The 19,451-nt window shown below is 72.1% G+C and carries 17 protein-coding genes and 1 tRNA gene; 4 read left to right on the top strand and 14 right to left on the bottom strand.

What is annotated here, in order from left to right; translation table 11 throughout:
• Nucleotides 1–227: 227 nt before the first annotated feature.
• Together ACFVN5_RS11425 and ACFVN5_RS11420 are read right to left on the bottom strand one after the other, a co-directional pair.
• Nucleotides 228–1,271: an ABC transporter permease gene (locus ACFVN5_RS11425; RefSeq protein ID WP_376955245.1), complete on the bottom strand. Its 1,044-nt coding sequence runs from the start codon at nt 1,269–1,271 to the stop codon at nt 228–230.
• Nucleotides 1,268–2,788 carry a sugar ABC transporter ATP-binding protein gene (locus tag ACFVN5_RS11420; protein ID WP_376955244.1) on the bottom strand — a complete coding sequence of 507 codons (1,521 nt, stop codon included), beginning with the start codon at nt 2,786–2,788 and terminating at the stop codon, nt 1,268–1,270. The genes ACFVN5_RS11425 and ACFVN5_RS11420 overlap by 4 nt, the downstream gene beginning before the upstream one ends.
• A gap of 281 nt (nt 2,789–3,069) precedes the next feature.
• Between ACFVN5_RS11420 and ACFVN5_RS11415 the strand changes: the two genes are divergently transcribed.
• From ACFVN5_RS11415 to ACFVN5_RS11405, 3 genes are all read left to right on the top strand, one after another.
• Entirely contained in the window at nt 3,070–4,107 is a 1,038-nt protein-coding gene (locus ACFVN5_RS11415) for a substrate-binding domain-containing protein (RefSeq protein WP_376955243.1), read from the top strand.
• 145 nt (nt 4,108–4,252) lie between these two features.
• Entirely contained in the window at nt 4,253–5,416 is a 1,164-nt protein-coding gene (locus ACFVN5_RS11410; RefSeq protein ID WP_376955242.1) for a Gfo/Idh/MocA family protein, read from the top strand.
• A 34-nt stretch (nt 5,417–5,450) separates the two neighbouring features.
• A complete protein-coding gene (locus ACFVN5_RS11405; RefSeq protein ID WP_376955241.1) occupies nt 5,451–6,452 on the top strand; it encodes a sugar phosphate isomerase/epimerase family protein in 1,002 nt (333 codons plus the stop codon).
• 98 nt (nt 6,453–6,550) lie between these two features.
• Here ACFVN5_RS11405 and ACFVN5_RS11400 read toward each other — a convergent pair whose 3' ends face one another.
• From ACFVN5_RS11400 to ACFVN5_RS11345, 12 genes are all read right to left on the bottom strand, one after another.
• A complete protein-coding gene (locus tag ACFVN5_RS11400; RefSeq protein ID WP_376955239.1) occupies nt 6,551–7,774 on the bottom strand; it encodes an ROK family protein in 1,224 nt (407 codons plus the stop codon).
• Nucleotides 7,775–7,894: 120 nt separating this feature from the next.
• On the bottom strand, nt 7,895–8,485 hold the full coding sequence (gene idi / locus ACFVN5_RS11395) for an isopentenyl-diphosphate Delta-isomerase (RefSeq protein WP_376955238.1): 591 nt from the start codon (nt 8,483–8,485) through the stop codon (nt 7,895–7,897).
• Nucleotides 8,482–9,885: an alkaline phosphatase family protein gene (locus tag ACFVN5_RS11390; protein WP_376955237.1), complete on the bottom strand. Its 1,404-nt coding sequence runs from the start codon at nt 9,883–9,885 to the stop codon at nt 8,482–8,484. The genes idi and ACFVN5_RS11390 overlap by 4 nt, the downstream gene beginning before the upstream one ends.
• The gene (gene eboE, locus ACFVN5_RS11385) at nt 9,882–11,105 is read right to left on the bottom strand and encodes a metabolite traffic protein EboE (RefSeq protein WP_376955236.1); all 1,224 of its coding nucleotides are present in this window, start codon (nt 11,103–11,105) and stop codon (nt 9,882–9,884) included. Before eboE ends, ACFVN5_RS11390 begins: the two co-directional genes overlap by 4 nt.
• Nucleotides 11,105–11,995, bottom strand: coding sequence for a TatD family hydrolase (locus ACFVN5_RS11380; RefSeq protein ID WP_376955234.1), 891 nt, complete (start codon nt 11,993–11,995; stop codon nt 11,105–11,107). The genes eboE and ACFVN5_RS11380 overlap by 1 nt, the downstream gene beginning before the upstream one ends.
• A 3-nt stretch (nt 11,996–11,998) precedes the next feature.
• Nucleotides 11,999–12,667 carry an EboA domain-containing protein gene (locus tag ACFVN5_RS11375; RefSeq protein ID WP_376955233.1) on the bottom strand — a complete coding sequence of 223 codons (669 nt, stop codon included), beginning with the start codon at nt 12,665–12,667 and terminating at the stop codon, nt 11,999–12,001.
• Complete coding sequence (locus ACFVN5_RS11370; RefSeq protein ID WP_376955231.1) at nt 12,664–13,593, bottom strand: sugar phosphate isomerase/epimerase family protein; 930 nt, start codon at nt 13,591–13,593, stop codon at nt 12,664–12,666. The genes ACFVN5_RS11375 and ACFVN5_RS11370 overlap by 4 nt, the downstream gene beginning before the upstream one ends.
• Nucleotides 13,590–14,462, bottom strand: a complete 873-nt coding sequence (locus ACFVN5_RS11365) for an SCO3242 family prenyltransferase (protein WP_376955229.1) — start codon at nt 14,460–14,462, stop codon at nt 13,590–13,592. Before ACFVN5_RS11365 ends, ACFVN5_RS11370 begins: the two co-directional genes overlap by 4 nt.
• Entirely contained in the window at nt 14,459–15,721 is a 1,263-nt protein-coding gene (locus ACFVN5_RS11360; RefSeq protein ID WP_376955228.1) for an inositol-3-phosphate synthase, read from the bottom strand. Before ACFVN5_RS11360 ends, ACFVN5_RS11365 begins: the two co-directional genes overlap by 4 nt.
• A 25-nt stretch (nt 15,722–15,746) precedes the next feature.
• Complete coding sequence (locus ACFVN5_RS11355; RefSeq protein ID WP_376955227.1) at nt 15,747–16,856, bottom strand: polyprenyl synthetase family protein; 1,110 nt, start codon at nt 16,854–16,856, stop codon at nt 15,747–15,749.
• A gap of 246 nt (nt 16,857–17,102) precedes the next feature.
• The gene (locus ACFVN5_RS11350; RefSeq protein WP_376955226.1) at nt 17,103–18,038 is read right to left on the bottom strand and encodes an LLM class F420-dependent oxidoreductase; all 936 of its coding nucleotides are present in this window, start codon (nt 18,036–18,038) and stop codon (nt 17,103–17,105) included.
• The gene (locus ACFVN5_RS11345) at nt 18,035–18,820 is read right to left on the bottom strand and encodes an inositol monophosphatase family protein (protein ID WP_376955225.1); all 786 of its coding nucleotides are present in this window, start codon (nt 18,818–18,820) and stop codon (nt 18,035–18,037) included. Before ACFVN5_RS11345 ends, ACFVN5_RS11350 begins: the two co-directional genes overlap by 4 nt.
• A 153-nt stretch (nt 18,821–18,973) precedes the next feature.
• Between ACFVN5_RS11345 and ACFVN5_RS11340 the strand changes: the two genes are divergently transcribed.
• A tRNA-Lys gene (locus ACFVN5_RS11340) sits at nt 18,974–19,049 on the top strand.
• The last annotated feature ends 402 nt before the right edge of the window (nt 19,050–19,451 follow it).

The following is a 19,451-nucleotide window of genomic DNA, read 5'->3' as shown; positions in this document are numbered from 1 at the left end:
TGGCCTAGGCTGACGGGGCTGCTCCTTTCTTGGTAGAGGGGTGCCGCACTGTCCCGGGTCGCACGTTACGGGTGCGACCCGGGACGCATTCGTCTCCGCGCGAGTCCGCGGGCCGAGTTGCCCGGCGGATCGTCCGCCGAACCATCGATCAGGGATGGATCCCGCGCACACGACGATGCTCCCCGGCGAGTCGCCGGGGAGCATCGGGTCGTTCGGAGCGGTGCGCGTCAGCTCGTGCTGCGACCGCCGGGGCGCGAGGCGAAGCGCTGCTGCAGGAGCACCGCGACCACGATGATGACGCCCTTCACGACGGCCTGGACCGACGTGGAGAGGTTGTTCTGCGTGAACACGTTGGTCAGCGTCGAGAAGATCAGGACGCCGAGGACCGTGCCGACGATGGTGCCGCGACCGCCCACGAGGAGCGTGCCGCCGACGACCACCGCGGCGATCGCGTCGAGCTCGTACAGCAGGCCGTGGGTCGACGTGCCGGCTGTGGTGCGGCCGAGCATCATGACCGCGGCGATGCCCGCGGTGAGGCCCACGAGCACGTAGAGCGCCACGAGGTGGCGCTTGACGCGGATGCCGGCGAGGCGCGTGGCCTCGAAGTTGCCGCCGATCGCGACCGTGCGGCGGCCGAACGTCGTGCGGTTGAGCAGGAACCAGCCGACGACCGCGACGATCACGAAGATCCAGATGAGCCACGAGATGCCGAGGAAGGAGCCGCGGAAGAAGTCGAGGAACCCGTTGACGGTGACGATCTGGGTCGTCTTGTTCGACAGGAGCTCGGCGAGTCCGCGGGCGCCGACGAGCATGGCGAGTGTCGCCATGAACGGCACCACCTTGCCGTAGGCGATCACGATGCCGTTGACGAGGCCGGCTCCGGCGCCGACCGCGAGGGCGACGGCGACCATGAGCAGCCAGCTCGTCTGGTCGGCGGCCGCCTGCACCCACGACAGCGACGCGACGACGGTCGCGAGGCCCATGACCGATCCGACGGAGAGGTCGATGCCGCCCGCCGTGATCACGAACGTCATGCCGATGCTGATGACGCCGATGATCGAGGCGAAGCGGATGATCGTCAGGAAGTTCTCGAAGTTCCAGAAGCGGTCGCCCGCGGTGATCGCGCCGACGGCGACGAGCAGCAGCAGTGCGATGACGAGGCCGAGGTTGCGGCCCACCGCGCCGCCGAGAAGACGACGCGCGAGGCTCTCGTCGGATTTCGGGGCTTCGGTCGTCGCTTCGGCGGCGGGGGCGGTGGTCTGGTCGCTCACGCGGCGACTCCTTCCATGATGAGATCGAGCACGCCGTGCTCGTCGATGTCGGTGGCGGGGGTGGTGTGCAGGACGCGCCCGTCGGCGATGACGAGGACGCGGTCGGAGAGGCCGAGCACCTCCTCGATCTCGCTCGAGACGACGACGATGGCGTTGCCGGCGTCGGCGAGGCGACGGATGAGGGCGTAGATCTCGGCGCGGGCGCCGACGTCGACGCCGCGGGTGGGCTCGTCGAGCAGCAGCACGCGGGTGCCGTGCACGAGCCAGCGGCCGAGGAGGATCTTCTGCTGGTTGCCGCCCGACAGCGTGCCGGTGATGCGGTCGGGATCAGCGGGTCGCAGCTCCAGCGCCTCGATCTGCTCGCGGGTCACCGAGCGCTCGCGGCGCTCGTCGAGGAACGACGCGCGTGCGAAGCGGGCGAAGGTGGCCAGCGTCACGTTCTTGAAGATGGGCTCCTCGAGGATGAGGCCCTGGCTCTTGCGCTCCTCGGGGGAGAGCCCGACGCCGGCCTCGACCGCCGCGTTCACGGATCCCGCCTTCAGTCGCTTGCCCGCGACCGAGACCGAGCCCGACGTCGCCTTGCGCGCGCCGTAGATGGTCTCGAGGATCTCGGAGCGACCGGATCCCACGAGCCCTGCGAGGCCGACGACCTCGCCGGCGCGGACGTCGAACGAGACCTCCGAGAACTCGCCCTTGAGGCCGAGGTCGTCGACCCCGAGCACGACGGGGGCATCGGCGGGGAGCGGCCGGCGTGCCGGGAACACGTTCTCGACCGAACGGCCCGTCATCAGGCGGATGAGCTCGGGAGTCGGGGTCTCGGAGACCTTGAGGCCCGTCGCCATGCTCTTCCCGTCCTTGATGACGGTGATGCGGTCGCCGATCTGGCGGATCTCCTCGAGGCGGTGCGAGATGTAGATGATCGCGATGCCCTGGGCTGTCAGCTCGCGGACGACGCGGAAGAGGTTCTTGACCTCCTCGGAGTCGAGCACGGCGCTCGGCTCGTCCATGATGATGAGCTTGGCGTCGTGCGAAAGGGCGCGCGCCATGCTGACGATCTGCTTGTTGGCGGCCGAGAGCGTGCCGACCTCGCGGTGGGGGGAGAGGTTGCCGTGGCCGAGCCGCGCGAGCAGCGCTCGCGTGTGCTTCGCGGCCTGGCCGCGGTGCAGCACCCCGCCCGTGGCGAGCTCATGGCCGAGGTAGATGTTCTCGGCGATGCTCAGGCCGTCGACGACGTCGAGCTCCTGGTACATCGTCGCGATGCCCAGGTCGATGGCCGCGACCGGGTTGTCGATCTGCACGGGCTCGCCCTGCCACAGGATCTCGCCGCCGTCGGGCTGGTGCGCGCCGGCGAGCACCTTGATGAGGGTCGACTTGCCCGCACCGTTCTGGCCGAGCACGCAGTGCACCTCGCCTGCGACCACCTCGAGGTCGACGCCGGAGAGCGCTCGGACGCCGGAGAACTCCTTCGTGATCCCGCGCATCTCGAGTAATGACGCAGTGTTATCACCTTTGATCATGCGATGAACATAACAGATGACGGGCCGCGACGACTACCCATGCCAGGACGAGCGTCACCCTCAAACGTATACGCGTGCATGCGCGCGCGCGTAGGAAACTACCGAGATCACGGGTCGGTCACGACTTACGACGAGTCACGATAAAAAGGTGACAACCGAGCGTGCACTTATGCTACGGTGACGATTGTCAGCGTGGACAGCAGCTGCCGATCCCCTCCCCGGGTACGCGCGCTCCGCGTCTCCGCCGGCATGTCTGCGAATCACTGAAACGGAGGAAGCACATGCGCACAGCGCACTCCCGTCGGCACCTTGTGGCCGCGGCAGGCGTCATGCTGGCGGTCACGGGCCTCGTGACCGGCTGCACCGCCTCGACCGACGACACCAACGCCGGTCCGACCAACAACGCCAACAACTCGGAGTCCGGCGACACGGTCCGCATCGGGTTCTCGGGCCCGGCCGCCGACCACGGCTGGCTCGGCGCGATCAACTCGGCGGCCATCGCCGAGGCGGAGAAGTACGACGACGTGGAGCTCGTCGTCGCCGAGGGCACGAACGACGCGAACCTGCAGATCAGCCAGGTCGAGACCTTCATCAACGACGGCGTCGACGCCATCGTGCTGCTGCCGACCGACGGCGCGGCGCTCACCGAGGTCGCGATCAAGGCCATGGAGGCCGGCATCCCGGTGATCAACGTCGACCGCGAGTTCTCGAGCCCGTTCGCCGCCCGCGTCACCGTCCTGGGCGACAACTACGGCATGGGCGTCAGCGCCGGCACCTACATCTGCGAGAAGCTCGGCGACAACCCCGACGCGGTCGTCGCGGAGATCGCCGGCATCGACTCGCTGCCCCTCACGCAGGACCGTTCGCGCGGCTTCGCCGACGCGCTCGACGACTGCGGCCTCGAGGTCAGCAACCGCGTCGCCGCGGACTTCACGGTGCAGGGCGGCGAGGCTGCCGCCTCGCAGCTGCTGGCCGCCGCGCCGAAGATCGACGCCATCTGGAACCACGACGACGACCAGGGTGTCGGCGTCCTCGCCGCGATCGACGCAGCGGGCCGCGACGAGTTCTTCATGGTCGGCGGCGCCGGCTCGAAGAACGCGATGGACCAGATCAAGTCCGGCGACTCGGTGCTCGAGGCGACGGTCATCTACCCGTCGACCCAGGGCGCCGACGGCATCGCGCTCGCGCGTCTCGTGGCGCAGGGCAAGTCGCTGGGCGACCTCGTGGAGCAGGACGTGCCGACGCGCATCGTGCTCTACGCACCCGTCGTGACGGCCGAGAACGTGGACGAGTACCTCCCGACCGCGTTCGCATCCTGATCCGCGGCCGGTGAGCGGGCGACGCCCGCCTGGACAGGGTCCGCCCGCTCACCGGGGCAGCCGCACGACGAATCGGACGCCCGCGTCGCGCTCGCGACGCGGGCGTCCCACGACCCACCCCTCGCCGGGGACGAGAGAGAGAACGATGAGCACGTTGCGGGTAGCCATGATCGGCTACGGATTCATGGGTGCCGCCCATTCGCAGGGATGGAGGGTCGCGCCGCGGTTCTTCGACTTGCCCGCCACGCCCGAGATGACGCTCCTCGTGGGGCGCAACGGCGGCTCCGTGGCATCCGCCGCAGCGAAGTGGGGCTGGTCCGAGACCGCGAACGACTGGCGCGAGGTGCTCGACCGCGACGACATCGACGTGGTCGACATCGTCACGCCGGGCGATTCGCACGCCGAGATCGCGATCGCCGCGCTCGCGGCCGGCAAGCACGTGCTGTGCGAGAAGCCGCTCGCGAACACCGTCGAGGAGGCCGAGGCGATGGCCGAGGCCGCAGCGGAGGCCGCGTCCCGCGGCGTGTACGCCATGGTCGGCTTCACCTACCGCCGCGTTCCCGCGGTCGCCCTCGCACGCCAGATCGTGACCGACGGCGGCATCGGCGACATCCGCCAGGTGAAGGCCGAATACCTGCAGGACTGGCTCGTCGACGAGACGGCCCCGCTCGCGTGGCGCCTGCAGAAGGAGCACGCCGGTTCGGGCGCCCTCGGGGACATCGGCGCGCACGCCATCGACCTGTCCCAGTTCATCACCGGCCAGCGCCTCGTCGACGTGGCCGGCACGATCGAGACCGTCGTGAAGGAGCGTCCGCTGCTCGAGTCGGGCTCGGGCCTCTCGGGCACCGCCGGCGCGGGCGTCGGCACGGTGACCGTCGACGACGTCGCCCTCTTCACCGGCCGCTTCGACGGGGGAGCGCTCGGCTCCTACGTCGCCTCGCGCATGAGCACCGGCCGCAAGAACGCCCTGCGCATCGAGGTCTCGGGTTCGAACGGCGCGATCGCCTTCGACCTCGAGGACATGAACGCGCTGCACGTCTACGACGGCGCCGCGCCCACCGACCGTCAGGGCTTCACGAAGATCCTCGTGACCGAGCCCGAGCACCCCTATGTGGGCGCATGGTGGCCCGCCGGGCACATGCTCGGCTACGAGCACGGATTCAGCCACCAGGCGAAGGACTTCGTCGAGGCGATCGCCGCCGGCGTGCAGCCCGAGCCCTCGTTCGCCGACGGACTGCACGTGCAGCGCGTGCTCGGCGCCGTCGAGCGCAGCTCGAGCGAACGCGGCGTCTGGACGAACGTCGGCTGACCACATATCGTCACATCGCATCGAGGAGGATTCCGTGACCAGACCCATCACCTTGTTCACCGGCCAGTGGGCCGACCTGCCGCTCGAGGAGGTTGCGCGCCTCGCCTCGGAGTGGGGCTACGACGGACTCGAGATCGCCTGCTGGGGCGACCACCTCGACCCGTGGCGCTGGGACGACGACGCGTACATCGAGGACCGGCTGGCGCTGCTCGACCGTTACGGCCTGAAGGTGTGGGCGATCTCGAACCACCTCAAGGGCCAGGCCGTCTGCGACGACCCGATCGACTCACGGCACCGCGACATCCTGTCGGCGCGCGTGTGGGGCGACGGCGAGCCCGAGGGCGTGCGCCAGCGCGCCGCGGAGGAGATGCAGCACACCGCCCGACTCGCGGCGAAGCTCGGCGTGAAGACCGTCGTGGGCTTCACCGGTTCGGCGATCTGGAAGTACGTGGCCATGTTCCCGCCGGTGTCGCAGGAGCTCATCGACGCGGGCTACCAGGACTTCGCCGACCGCTGGAACCCGATCCTCGACGTCTTCGACGAGGTCGGCGTGCGGTTCGCGCACGAGGTGCACCCGTCCGAGATCGCGTACGACTACTGGACGACGGTGCGCACACTCGAGGCGATCGGGCACCGCGAGGCGTTCGGCCTCAACTGGGACCCGTCGCACATGGTGTGGCAGGACCTCGACCCGGTGGGCTTCCTCTGGGACTTCCAGGACCGGATCTACCACGTGGACTGCAAGGACACGCGCAAGCGCATGGTGAACGGCCGCAATGGCCGCCTCGGCTCGCACCTCGCGTGGGCCGACGCGCGCCGCGGGTGGGACTTCATCTCGACCGGCCACGGCGACGTGCCGTGGGAGGACGCGTTCCGCATGCTCAACACGATCGGCTACCAGGGCCCCATCTCGGTCGAGTGGGAGGATGCCGGCATGGACCGCCTGGTCGGCGCGCCCGAGGCGCTCGAGTTCGTGCGCCGGCTCGCGTTCGACGCGCCCGACGCCGCGTTCGACGCCGCGTTCAGCACGAAGTAGCCGTTGACTCGGCGCCGACGGGCGCCGCCAACCGAAGAGGCCCCGGTCGCAGCGACCAGGGCCTCTTCGCTTGCGCAGCGGATGCCGCAGAGGCGTCCCTACCGTGCGGGGATGGGCGCGCCCACGACCATCGCCTCGACGCTCTCGGGCGAGAGGGCGTGGTGGATCGCGAGCATGCAGGCGCCGAGCACCGCGGCATCCGACCCGGCCTTGGACTGCGTGATCTGCAGGTGCTCGGTCGCGAGCGGCATGGAGCGCGTGTAGACGATCTCACGAACCCCGGCGATGAGGTGCTCGCCCGCCTGCGCGAGGTTGCCGCCGATGACGATGACCGAGGGGTTGATGAGGCTCACGCACGTGGTGAGCACCTCGCCGATGTCGCGGCCGGCCTGGCGCACCGACTGGATGGCGTCGATGTTGCCGCGCTTGACGAGGTCGACGACGTCCTGGCTGGACTCGGCCACGAGGCCGGTCTCGCGGAGCTCGCGGGCGATGGCGGGACCCGAGGCGAGGGCCTCGAGGCATCCGCGGTTGCCGCAGGTGCAGGGCACGTCGGCGCCGCGCGCGACGTAGACGTGGCCGATGTCGCCGGCGGTGCCCTGCGCGCCGCGCTGGAGGATGCCGCCCGAGATGACGCCGGAGCCGATGCCGGTGGCGACCTTCACGAAGATGAGGTGGTCGACCTCGGCCCACGACAGCTCGCGCTCGCCGAGCGCCATGATGTTCACGTCGTTGTCGACGAGCACGGGCGCGTCGAAGACGTCGCTGAACCAGCCGGGCACGTCGAAGCGGTCCCAGCCGGGCATGATGGGCGGGTTGATGGGTCGGCCGGTGCTGTGCTCGACCGGACCGGGCAGCCCGATGCCGATCGCGAGGAGGTCGCGCTCGTCGCGGCCGACGCGGGCGAGGAGTTCCTTCGCCGCGGTGGAGACCCAGCTCAGAACGGCCTCGGGGCCGTCGGAGACCGGGATGCGATCGTCGCTCTCGCCGAGGATGCGGCCGGTGAGGTCGCTCACGGCGAGGCGGACGTGCGAGGCCCCGACGTCGACGCCGAGCACGACACGGCCGCTGGCCGTGATGGCGAACTGGCTCGAGGGGCGACCGCCCGTGGAGACGGCGTCGCCGACCGGGCCGACCAGCCCGAGGTTCATGAGCGCGTCGATGCGGAGCGCGACCGTCGACCGGGCGAGTCCGGTCATGGCCGAGAGCTCGGTGCGGGTGCGCGGTCGGCCGTCGCGCAGGATCTGGAAGAGGTCGCTCGCGACCGAGGATCCGAGGGCGGTGACGTGTGCGTCGTCGACCGGAGGACTTACGTCGTTCATAGTCATATACTCTCACGTTCGAGGGTCGAAGATCGAGCACCAGACTCGGATGTCTCGGTGATTTCCGCCGAGGTTCCGCGAGTCGGGTGGGCCGGTCGAGGAATGACCGGCGCTGGAGGGTCAGTGGCCGACAGGTTCTCGGAAGGCGCTTGCCGGATCGGTCATCGTGAGCGCGCTCCCACGGCGGAACTCGGCCGCCTGCAGCACGCTCCACGGGCTGAGGAGGAACGGCGCGGTCTCCGCGAGCTCGACGAAGGCCGTCGGAGCCACCCATGCCCACTCGAGGACCTCGTCGGGATCGGGAGCGAGCGTCGTCGGCAGCGCCGCGACGAAGACCGGGCACACCTCGTGCTCGACCGTGCCGTCGGGCGCCACCGCGCGGTAGCGGAACTCGGGCAGCACGAGCCGGAGGTCCCGCGGCTCCACGCCGAGCTCCCGGCGCACACGGCGCACCACGGCGTCCTCGAGGTCTTCGCCCGGAGTCGGATGCCCGCAGCACGCGTTCGTCCAGACGCCGGGCCAGGTCCGCTTGGCGAGGGAGCGGCGGGTCAGGAGCATCCGGCCGTCGGCGTCGAAGCCGTAGCAGGAGAACGCGAGATGCAGCGGGGTGTCGGGGCCGTGCACGAGGCGCTTGTCGGCGGTGCCGACGGGCGATCCCGCGTCGTCGAGCAGCACGACGAGCTCGACGTCGGCACCGGCCGTCGTGCTCACCGCGGGACCGCCGCCCCGGTCACGCGCGCCGCCTGCAGCACGAGGTCCCGCACGCCGGCGGCCGGCACGAGGTCGGGCGCGGCATCCCAGAACGGCAGCGACGCGTCGGAGCTGAGGAGCAGCGGCGTGTCGTCGGCCGAGTCGGGCAGCCGGCCGTGGGTGCCGCGCACGCACGACGGATCCAGCGGGATCACGTTCATCGCGTATCGCAGCCCGAGCTTCTTGCGCACCAGGTTCATGCCGGCGCGCACCTTCACGAGCGGGTCGGCGGCGTCGAGGAAGAGCTCGGCGGGGTCGTACCCCGGCTTGCGGTGGATCTCGACGCCGCGCGCGAAGTCGGGCGCCCGGTCGTCGTCGAGCCAGTAGTAGTAGGTGAACCAGGCCCCGGGCTCCGCGACCGCGACGAGCTCGCCCGACCGCTCGTGGTCGAGCCCGTAGCGGGCCTGCTGCTCGCGGTCGAGCACCTCGTCGACGCCGGGCAGCCGCTCGAGCAGGTCGCGCACTCGCGGCACGTCGGCCGGGTCCGCGACGTAGACGTGGGCGACCTGGTGGTCGGCGACGGCGAACGCCCGAGAGGTGAGCGGGTCGAGGAGCTCGCGCCCCTGCTGCTCGTGCACCTCGAGGAGGCCCTCGGCGCGCAGCATCCGGTTGACGTCGACGGGTCGATCGGCTCGTGCGATGCCGTACTCGGCGACCGCGATGACGGATGCCCCGAGCGCGAGCGCGTCGTCGAGGAGCGGCGCGAGCGCGGCATCCAGCTCGGCGGCGGCGCGGTCGGCTTCTGGGGAGTCGGGCCCGAAGCGCTGCAGGTCGTAGTCGAGGTGCGGCAGGTACGCCATGACGAGGTCGGAGCCCTGCTCGCGCAGGAGGATGCGCGTGGCCTCGACGATCCACCGGCTGGAGCGGATCGACGCCGTCGGACCCCAATAGTGGAACAGGGGGAACGTGCCGAGCTCCTCGGTGAGCCGCTCGTGCAGCGCGGGCGGCCGAGTGTAGGCGTCGGGCGACTTGCGTCCGTCGGCGTGGTAGATCGGGCGAGGCGTCACCGTGATGTCGGTGCTCGCGCCCATCGCGTACCACCAGCCGACGTTCGCGGCCGTGAAGCCGGGCTCGGAGCGGCGCGCGGTCTCCCAGACCTTCTCGCCCCCGACGAGCGCGTTGTGCTGCCGCCAGAGGTTCACCTCGCCGATGTCGCGCAGGTACCAGCCGTTGCCGACGATGCCGTGCTGCGCCGGCGCGAGCCCGGTGAGCATCGTGGACTGCACTGTGCACGTGACGGCGGGCAGCACAGTGCCGAGGCGGGTCTGCACGCCGCCGGCCGCCATCGCCCGAAGGCGCGGCATGTGGCCGAGGGCGCGCTCCGTGAGCCCGACGACGTCGAGCAGGAGCACCCGGGTCACGAGGCGACCTCCTCGAGGGCCGCGGGGGTGCGAGCGGATGCCACGGCGGCCGCCTCGTCCGCGGTGAGCAGCTCCTCGACCGCCCAGCGCAGCTCGGCGGCGATGCCGTCGACGAGGTCGTCGACGCCGCCGGGCAGCACCGACCACGTGTACGTCTCGATGTCGAGGTGCGCCTCGTCGCCGTGCGCCGTCGCCCGCACCGCCGCCACGGCCTCGCGCAGCACGTCGGTGCTCGCCAGCAGCGGTGGCGTCGGGGCGAGGTGCAGCGGAACGTGGAAGTGCACCCGCCAGGGGCCGTCGCCGGGGAGGTCCGCGAGTGCCTCGGGCAGGTCGTCGACGGGCGTCACGGCGCCGTCGGAGCCGAGCTCGCGGGTCTGGTGCAGGTAGCGCTGCTCGACGAACGCGGCGACCGCCTCCCGGCTCGCCGGGTCGGCGGGATCCTCGACGTGGAGCGCCGCCGAGGCCTGCACCTTCACGACCCGGATGCCGGCCGACTCCACGAGCCGCACGGTCGCGGCCGGCTCGGCGAACGAGACCGCGAGGTGGCAGGTGTCGAGGCAGATGCCGACGTGCTCGGGATCGATGCCGTCGGCGCGGCGGTCGGCCGCGGCATCCGTCTCGGCGTCGGACGTGGTCGCGCGCAGGCGCGGGGCGAGCCACCGGACGACGTCGGCCACGGTGTCGAGCACGCAGCCCGGCTCGGGCTCGATCGCGAGGCGGATCGTGCGGCCCGTGCGCGCGCGCAGGTCGCGGAGCCCGTTCGAGACCCGGCGCAGCGCCGCGGTCGCGCGCGCGTCGTCGTCGGCGGTCCACGGCGTGCGCCAGCCGAGCGGCAGCGTCGAGATGCTGCCCGACCCGCCGGGCGGCAGCAGCTCGGCGAGCACGGCGGCGCAGTCCAGCGTGTAGTCGGCACGGCGCCGGTCGGTCCAGTCGGGCCGGTAGACGTCGAGCTTCACGACCTCCGCGTGGAACGCCGCGTACGGGAAGGCGTTGATCGTGCGCACCTCGAGGCCGTTGGCCTCGAGCCCGGCGCGCAGCCGGCCGCGCCCCTCGGAGTCGGCGACGAGCCGGCGGGCGAGGTCGGCCGGCAGCCACAGGCCGACGCCGAGCCGCTCGAGCCCGGCGGCGCGGCGGGCGGGGCCCGCGTACGCGTCGAGCTGGGCGAGGACGCCCTCGAGGTCCTCGGCGGGGTGGACGTTGGTGCAGTACGAGAGCTCCATCAGGCGCGCACCCCCCGCACCACCGAGTTGCCCTCGAACGTGGCACCCGCTGCGGCGAACGCGATGTCCGCGGCATCCGCCTCGAAGCCCGGCACCGGGTCGAGGTTGAGGCGGCCGCTCTGCCCGTAGAAGGCGACGGGGTTCTGCCAGAGCACCACGTCGACGTCGTCGAGGGTGAACCCGGCCTCGAGCATCGCCTCGGCGGTGGCCCGCGTCTTCAGCGGGTCGGAGTGGCCCCAGTCCGCGGCGCTGTTCGCCAGCATCCGCTCGGTGCCGTACTCCTGGAGGATCGCGACGAACCGGCGCTCGTCCATCTTCGTGTCGGGGTAGATGGAGAAGCCCATCCAGCAGCCGCTCTCGGCGACGGCGCGCACGGTCATCTCGTTGAGGTGGTCGACGACGACGCGCTCGGGCGCGAGGCCCGACTCGCGGACGACGTCGAGCGTGCGGAGCGTGCCCGCGGCCTTGTCCCGATGCGGCGTGTGCACGAGCGCCGGGAGCCCGAAGCGGTCGGCGAGCTCGAGCTGCGCGGCGAACGCCTCGTCCTCGGCGGCGGTCATCGAGTCGTAACCGGTCTCGCCGACGGCGACGACGCCGTCCTTCCCGAGGTAGCGGGGAAGCAGGCCGAGCACCTCGCGGCAGCGCGGGTCGTTCGCCTCCTTGGGATTCAGGCCGATCGTGGCGTGATGGCGGATGCCGTACTGCGCCGCCCGGAACCGCTCCCAGCCGATGAGCGCGTCGAAGTAGTCAGCGAAGCTGCCGACGTTGGTGCGCGGCTGCCCGAGCCAGAACGAGGGCTCGACGACCGCGCGCACGCCGGCGTCGTACATCGCCGTGTAGTCGTCCGTGGTGCGCGACGTCATGTGGATGTGCGGGTCGAAGATGCGCACGGGTCAGTCCTCCTGCTCGGGGTCGTGGGCGGTCGTCGTGGGGTCGAGGGCGGGGGTGGGGTCGACGGTGGTCTGGACGCCGCGGCCTGCGAGGCGCGCCATGTCCTCGCTGATGTCGCGGGATGCCGCGCGGCGCTCGGCCACGAGGCCGGCGACCATGCGCGTGAGCTCGTCGTCGCGGCGCCGGTCGACGTCGGCGACCGCCACGAGCGGGATGCCCATGAACAGCACTTTGAGCACGCCGTGGCGCCAGGCGTGCTGGTCGAGGTGCCGCGCGCCGAACGGCCCGAGCGCGGCGGCGACGAGACGCGGGTCGTTCGTGCGCAGCGCGTCGGCGACGAGGTCGAGACCCGCCGCGACGATCGGCTCCGCGTCAGGATCGGCGGCGCTCAGCCCGCGGAGCACCCCCCGCCGCTCGGCGTCGTCGCCGTAGCGGTAGAGGTCGCCGAGCTCGCGCGCCGCATCCTCGGGCGGGAGGGCCGCGAGCAGCGCGGCGACGAGCTCCTCGCGGGCCCGGTCGTCGAACGTGCCGTGCACGAGCCCGAGCGGATCGCCGTCGGGGTCGACGGGTTCTCGGCCCACCGCCCGTCCTGCTGCGGGAAAGAGCTCGGCGATGCGGGCGGGCTCGGCGGTCACGGCCGCGACGCCCTCGGTGATCCATCCGTCGTTCATCGTGCCTCCCAGGCGTCGTGGAGTGCGGTCATGCAGCGCGCCGCGACGGCGGGCGCGTCGTGGGCGTGTCGCGGGAGCTCGATCGCGGCGATCCCGTCGTAGTCGAGCTCGTCGAGGGTGCGCAGCGCGGCGGCGAGGTCGAGGACGCCCCGTCCGAGCTCGAGGTGCTCGTGCGCGCCGGGGAGCATGTCGTCGACCTGCACGTTGCGCAGCAGCGGTCCCGCGGCGCGGAGGGCGCCGACCACGCCGTCGGGTTCGACGACCACGCAGTGCCCGAGGTCGACCGTGAGCCCGAGCGCCGGCGGGTCGCCGAGGTCGCGACGGAGGCGGAGCGCGTCGGCGACGGTCTCGACCAGCATGCCCGGCTCGGGTTCGAGTGCGAGGTCGACGCGGGATGCCGCGGCGTGGGCCACGAGGCCGTCGAGCCGCTCGCGCAGCCGATCGCCGCCGTGCTCGGGCGACACCTCGTCGGGCAGCGCGCCCGACCACAGCGACACGCACTCCGCGTCGAGCACGGCGGCGAGGTCGACGGCGCGCCGGAGGAACACCTCGCGCAGGCTCGCGTCCTCGTCGAGCAGGTTGGGGCGGTGCTTCCGGAACGGGTCGAGCGCGTAGCGCGCACCCGTCTCGACGACCACGCGCCAGCCCAGGTCGTCGAGGCGGCGCCGCAGGCGGGCCGCGACGCGATCGGCGTCGGACGAGAACGGGTCGAGGTGCGGATGCCCCAGTGTGAGCGCGAGCGCGCGGTAGCCGAGCCGGTCGAGCACGAGCACCGCATCGTCGAGGGCGTGGTCGGCGAACCCGTTCGTGCCATACCCGATCGTGAAGACGGCACCCGGCAGGCCGGACTCGTCGGGCGTGGCGACGCGTTCCTCGAGGGCTCCGAGCGGCCCGGCCACGGCGCCGAGGGGCTCGGCGGGGTTCACGTCACGTCTCCCGCGCGTCGACGCGCCATGAGGAAGCGGCGAGTGCCGTCGAGGGCGGCGATGCCGAGCGCGACGACGAGGGATCCGCTGCGGGCGACGAGGGCCGCCTGGAGCGGCACGACCGAGCCGATGCCGCTGCGCGTCGCGTCGCGCACGCGGACGGGCGACGGGTCCTCGGCGGCGGCGAGCTGGCTCGGGAGCGCGGACGCCAGGTACCCGGCAGCGCCTGCAGCGCCGGCCGCGCGAGCGAGCGGCGTCTGCACCCCGGGCGCGACGGCGTCGATCGAAGCCGCCGCGGCGCCGGTGGCGGCCAGCGCCGTGCCGATCTCGGCGGCCGATCCGCCGTGCACCTCGCCGCGGGAGAGCGCCGTGACGCCGGCCGTGTGCGTGCCGATCGTGAGCGCGGCGGGGATCGCGCGCGACGAGCCGCGCGCGCCCATCATCACGTCGAGGGCGCGGCACGCCGCCATCACCAGCGGGCCGGCGGCGGTGGGCTTCGCCACCACGTCGTAGGCGACCACGGCCGCGACGAGCGGCACGGCGACGGCCAGCGAGCGACGCCCGCCGCCCGCGGCCGCGAGCGCCAGGCCGGCCACGCCGCAGGCCGCCGCCACTGCGAGCGCCTGCTTCGGGCGCACCCGGCCCGAGGGGATGGGCCGTTCGGGCCGCTCGACGGCGTCGACGTCGCGGTCGGCCCAGTCGTTGAGCGCCATGCCGCCGCTGTAGATCGCCGCCGAGGCGAGCGGCAGCAGCCAGCCGCGCCGGCCGAATCCGCCGGATGCCGCATGCGCGCCGACCGCGGAATCCCCGAGCACGGTGAGCGCCGCGGGCGCCCGCACGAGCTCGAGCACGTCACGGACGCTCGTCACCGTGCGCCGCCGATCCCCGCGGGCACCGCGGAGACCGAGGGCGCCGCGACGGCGAGGCCGGTCTCGGCCGCCCACGAGCGCAGCGCAGTCGCCTGGTCGGCGAACGCGTGCACGTCGCTGCCCCACGGGTCCTTGAAGAAGAAGCCCAGGGCCGGGAGCGCACCGTGCTGCCCGGCCGCGTCGGCCAGCGAGAGGAGGCGCGCGAGGTCGATGACGAGGGGCGCGGCGAGCATCGAGTCGTACGCGCTCCACGTGGTCTGCAGCGTGATGCGCGTCGAGAGGAAGCCCTCGACGTGCACGTGGTCCCACGCCGTCTTGACGTCTCCGAGGTCGGGCACGTTGTCGATGTGCAGCGGTGCGACGACGTGGTCGCCGACGAGGCTGATCAGCCCGCGGTTCTTCGAGACGAGCTTGCTGCGCACGGCCTCGGGGTCGGCCAGCGTGGCACCGTCGCCGCCGCCGAGCAGGTTCGTGCCCGCCCACGAGCGCACGTGCATGCCGCGCTCGGTGAACATGGGTGCGAGCACGGTGCGCAGCAGGGTCTCGCCGGTCTTGCCGTCCTGGCCGGCGTAGGGGATGCCGCGGCGCTCGGCGATGATGCGCAGGGCGGGGAGCCAGAGGCCCGTCGACGGCGTGAAGCAGGCGTAGGCGCTGCCCGACTCCACGGCGGCGAGCGCGGCGACCGAGCTCGGCGGGAGGATCTGCTGCTCGGGATCTGCGAGCGCGGCCACGAGCAGCTCGGGGTCGTGGAACTCGGGCCGGTCCTCGGGCAGCGCCTCCGTGGACGACACGTCGACGACGACGACGTGCGCGAGGCGGTGGCGGGCCCGGAACGCGGTGATGTCGTCGCTCATGCGACGGACCGCGTCGGCCTGCGACCCGGTGTCGGTGGCGGGGTCGTAGCCCGGGCGGATCTCGGCGTCGATCGCGCCGAGCGCCCGGTGCACCTCGGCGACCACGCCGGCCGGGAGCATGCCCACGTCGGCGAGCGCCTCGGCGCGGCGCGCGATCGGCATCGTGCTCACGTCGTGGCCGCCGATCACGATCTCGTCGAACGCGGGCAGCGGCACGCCCGCGAACCCGGGCCCCGCCGTGGCGCAGCCGGTGGGCGGTGCGATGCGCGCGGCGAGCGCCTGCACGCCCACGGCGGCGGTGGTGGCGACGGAGCCGCGGGCGCCGATGAGCCAGAGGCCGACCCGGCCTCGGGTCCACGCGGCATCCGTCGCGGTGTCGTGCAGTTCGTCGGGGGTGATGATCACGGTGTCTCCTCCTACGTGGATCGGGTCAGCGCTCGCGGGTGCGGAGCGTGCGGGCGAGGTCGGCGAGGTGCGCGGCGAGCGCGGGCGGCAGGTCGTCGGCCGCGACGCGCACGCCGTGGTCGAGGTGCCGGTCGATGAGGTCGTGCACGGCGGCACGGGCGCCCGTGGCGGTGACGACGGCGCGGACGCGCGCGGCATCCCGCTCGTTCGCGTCGGCCCGGCCGAGCACCTCGTCGATGAGGGCGCGGTCGCCCTCGGCCGCGCGCGCGTGCGCGAGCCGGATGTGCTCGGTGCGCTTGCCGTCGCGCAGGTCGGACATGGCGGACTTGCCCGTGATCGCCGGCGATCCGAAGAGCCCGAGGTCGTCGTCGCTCAGCTGGTAGGCGATGCCGAACGCCGATCCGACACGCTCGAGCGCGCCGAGGGTCGCCGCGTCGTCGGCGCCGGCCGCGATCGCGCCGAGGGTGAGGGGGAGGGTCACGCTGTACGACGCCGTCTTGAGGAGCGCCACCTGGAGCGGCTGCGACCGGGCGGGCGCGACGAGCTCGGAGCGCACGTCGAGGAGCTCGCCGGCGATGGTGCGCTCGACCGCCTCGAGGGCGGTCTCGGCCAGCCGTGCACGGCTGGCGACGGGCGTCGGAGCGGTCAGGAGTGCGAGGATCGCGGCGTTGAGCGCGAGGTCGCCCGCGAGGATCCCGGATGCCGCACCCTGGCGTGCGGCGGCCGACGCGTCGAGTCCGGCCGAATGGGCGTCGCGCTCGCCGAGGCCGATGACGTTCGGCCGGCCGTGCCGCACGCGGTCGCCGTCGATGACGTCGTCGTGCATGCACAGACCGAGGTGCAGGAGCTGCTGCGCACCCGCCACGCGTCGGAGCAGCACCTCGTCGTCGCCGCCCAGGCCGAAGAAGGCGGTCGCGACCAGCCGGGGCCGCACGAACTTGCCGCCGTCGGCGGCACGCGCAGCGTCGACGAGCTCGGACATCTCGGGGCCGGCGGCGGCCGACCGGCGGCCCACCTCGCCCCAGAGCTCGGCCGTGAACAGGGGCGCCTGGGCCACGAACCGCTCCACGCGCGCGGCGAGCGCGGCGCCGACCGCAGCCGTGACGGCGGGGGCGGTTGCCGGTGCACGGGACATGCGATCCTCCGTCGACGGTGACAGGGCGCGAGGGCGCGACGGAGCATCCCGTCGCGGCTTCGCGTCAGAGCGACCGACAGGGGCTTCGCGGAAACCGTTCTGTCGATATGTGTACTGATCCGCAGACTATAGCGTCGAAAGTGCACTGTCAATCATCGAACATATGTTGATCAACACTCATAAGCCGGGTTGCAGAAATGGAAAACCCCCCTCATCGGGGGGTTCGTTCCTGGGCGCGTGCTGGGGTCACCGCAGGTGCGGCACGACCTCGGCGGCGATGAGCTCCAGATGGTCGAGATCGCGGAGATCGACGAGCTGGAGGTAGACCCGGTCGGCACCGAGTTCGCGCAGTCGCAGAACCTTCTCGACCGCGACCTCGGGCGTGCCGGCGATGTTCACCTCCGCGAACGTGTCGGGGTCGGCGCCGATCGCCGCGAGCCGGCGCAGGTACTCCGCGTCATCGGTCGCGACCACGGTGGGCAGGGCGACCGACCGGCGCAGCGTGGCCGGGTCGCGACCCGCATCCTCGCAGGCGCGTTCGACGCCGTCGAAGACCGCCGCGATCGTGTCCTCCGAGCGGAACCCGAGGTTGAACTCGGTCGCGAACCGGGCGGCCAGCTCGGGAGTGCGTCGCGGCCCCGCGCCGCCCACGATGATCGGCACCTGCTGCTGCACGGGCTTCGGCAGTCCCGGCGCCCGGTCGAGCGCGTAGTGGCGGCCGTGGAAGTCGAAGCCCTCGCCGACCGGCGTCGACCAGAGGCCCGTGATCACCTCGAGCTGCTCCTCGAACAGGTCGAACCGCTTGGCCGGGAACGGGACGCCGTAGGCCTCGTGCTCCTCGGCGAACCATCCGGTGCCGAGGCCGAGCTCCACGCGTCCGCCCGACATGGCGTCGACCTGCGCGACCTGGATCGCGAGGAGCGACGGGTGGCGGAACGTCGCGGACGAGACGAGGGTGCCGAGTCGGATGCCGCGAGTCTCACGTGCCAGGCCGGCGAGGGTGGTCCAGGCATCCGTCGGCCCTGGCAACGGGTCGGTGTCGCCCATCGCCAGGAAGTGGTCGGAGCGGAACCAGCCGTCGAAGCCGAGCCGCTCGGTCGCCTGCGCCTGGGCAAGCTGGTCGTCGTAGCTCGCGCCCTGCTGCGGCTCGGTGAAGATGCAGAGCTCGAGCGCTGCCGTCACTTCGCGAGCTCCGCGAGCACGACCTCGTGCAGCAGCCCGTTGGTGGCGAGGGCGCTGCCGTGGCCGGGACCCCGTTCGCCGGTGATGGAGGTGAAGCGCCCGCCGGCCTCCTCGACGATGGGGATCAGCGCGGCGAGGTCGTAGACCTTCACGTCGAACTCGCCCGTGATGTCGATGAGGCCCTCGGCGAGGAGCATGTACGACCAGACGTCGCCGTAGGCGCGATCGCGCCAGACCCGCTCCGAGAGGGCGAGCAGTCGCTCGAGGTACCCCGCGCCCCGCCACTGGGCGAGGCTCTGGAAGCTGAGGGACGCGTCGGCGAGTTCGGCCACCTGCGACACGCCGATGCGCCGCGGCTCCCCGCCCGGGGCATCCGTCGTGTAGGCGCCGCCGCCCTCGACCGCCCACCAACGCCGGCCCATGGCGGGGGAGGACACCATGCCGACGATGGGCACCCCGTCGACCGCGAGCGCGACGAGCGTGCCCCACACGGGCACGCCGCGCAGGAAGTTCGCGGTGCCGTCGATCGGGTCGATGATCCACTGGCGCGTCGAGTCGCCCTCGGTGCCGAACTCCTCGCCGAGGATGCCGTCGTCGGGCCGCGCCCCGGCGAGCCGGTCGCGGATCGCGCGCTCGACCGCGAGGTCGGCCTCGGTCACCGGCGTGCGGTCGGGCTTGGTGCGCACCTCGAGGTCGACGGCGCGGAACCGGCCGAGCGAGACGGCGTCGGCGAGGTCGGCGAGTTCGAGGGCGAGCGCGAGGTCATCGGCGTAGGCGGTCACCGTTTCAGGCTATCGGGCGGTCCCGTCACCGCCGCCGCGGAGGCGACGCGCCGCGTCATCGGCTCGATTGGCGCAACGGGCGGTTCTCCTGATAACGTTGACCCTCGGTTCGGGGTTGTCGCAGATGGCCCGGCCGCCTCATGAGAATGGCATGCACCTCTAGCTCAATCGGCAGAGCAACTGACTCTTAATCAGTGGGTTCAGGGTTCAAGTCCCTGGGGGTGCACCAGCAGAACCCCCGGTCATCCGGGGGTTCTCGCTTTTCTAGCGGAAACGCTAGAAACCCGCGTGCGATATCTGTGCAATACGGCTCAGTACTCGCCCCACGGAAACATCGAGTTGCGTCTGACGGGTGGCTCTGGTTCCGGTTCGGGGGGCAGGTTGCTGCAAACGGGGCACCAGTCTTTCGTGTACCGGGGTCGTGTCCAGCCTGATCGTGCTGCGTCGATCCTGGCTTGTGCAGACGTCTTGGGTTTCCGGTTGGTCGTCTTGGTGCCGCACCGGTCACATTGGAGCTGGCACCAGATGATGGCGGTCACGGCGTTTCCGCCGTTCGTGGGTATGGGGTGTGGGTAGCGTCCATTGCTAGCCCCTCCTTTGTGTACGCAAATGAGTGGGTTAGGGCCTCGGA

This window comes from Agromyces sp. NPDC057865, from assembly GCF_042796995.1.
Taxonomy (GTDB): domain Bacteria; phylum Actinomycetota; class Actinomycetes; order Actinomycetales; family Microbacteriaceae; genus Agromyces.
The sequence above is the reverse complement of the archived record's forward strand: the minus strand, read 5'-3'. Positions and strand labels throughout refer to the sequence as shown.

Coding starts and splice junctions, on each gene's coding strand:
- ACFVN5_RS11375 (WP_376955233.1), bottom strand. CDS start 12,667: ATGAACGACGGATGGATCACCGAGGGCGTCGCGGCCGTGACCGCCGAG.
- ACFVN5_RS11420 (WP_376955244.1), bottom strand. CDS start 2,788: ATGATCAAAGGTGATAACACTGCGTCATTACTCGAGATGCGCGGGATC.
- ACFVN5_RS11400 (WP_376955239.1), bottom strand. CDS start 7,774: ATGAACGACGTAAGTCCTCCGGTCGACGACGCACACGTCACCGCCCTC.
- ACFVN5_RS11355 (WP_376955227.1), bottom strand. CDS start 16,856: ATGTCCCGTGCACCGGCAACCGCCCCCGCCGTCACGGCTGCGGTCGGC.
- ACFVN5_RS11415 (WP_376955243.1), top strand. CDS start 3,070: ATGCGCACAGCGCACTCCCGTCGGCACCTTGTGGCCGCGGCAGGCGTC.
- eboE (WP_376955236.1), bottom strand. CDS start 11,105: ATGGAGCTCTCGTACTGCACCAACGTCCACCCCGCCGAGGACCTCGAG.
- ACFVN5_RS11410 (WP_376955242.1), top strand. CDS start 4,253: ATGAGCACGTTGCGGGTAGCCATGATCGGCTACGGATTCATGGGTGCC.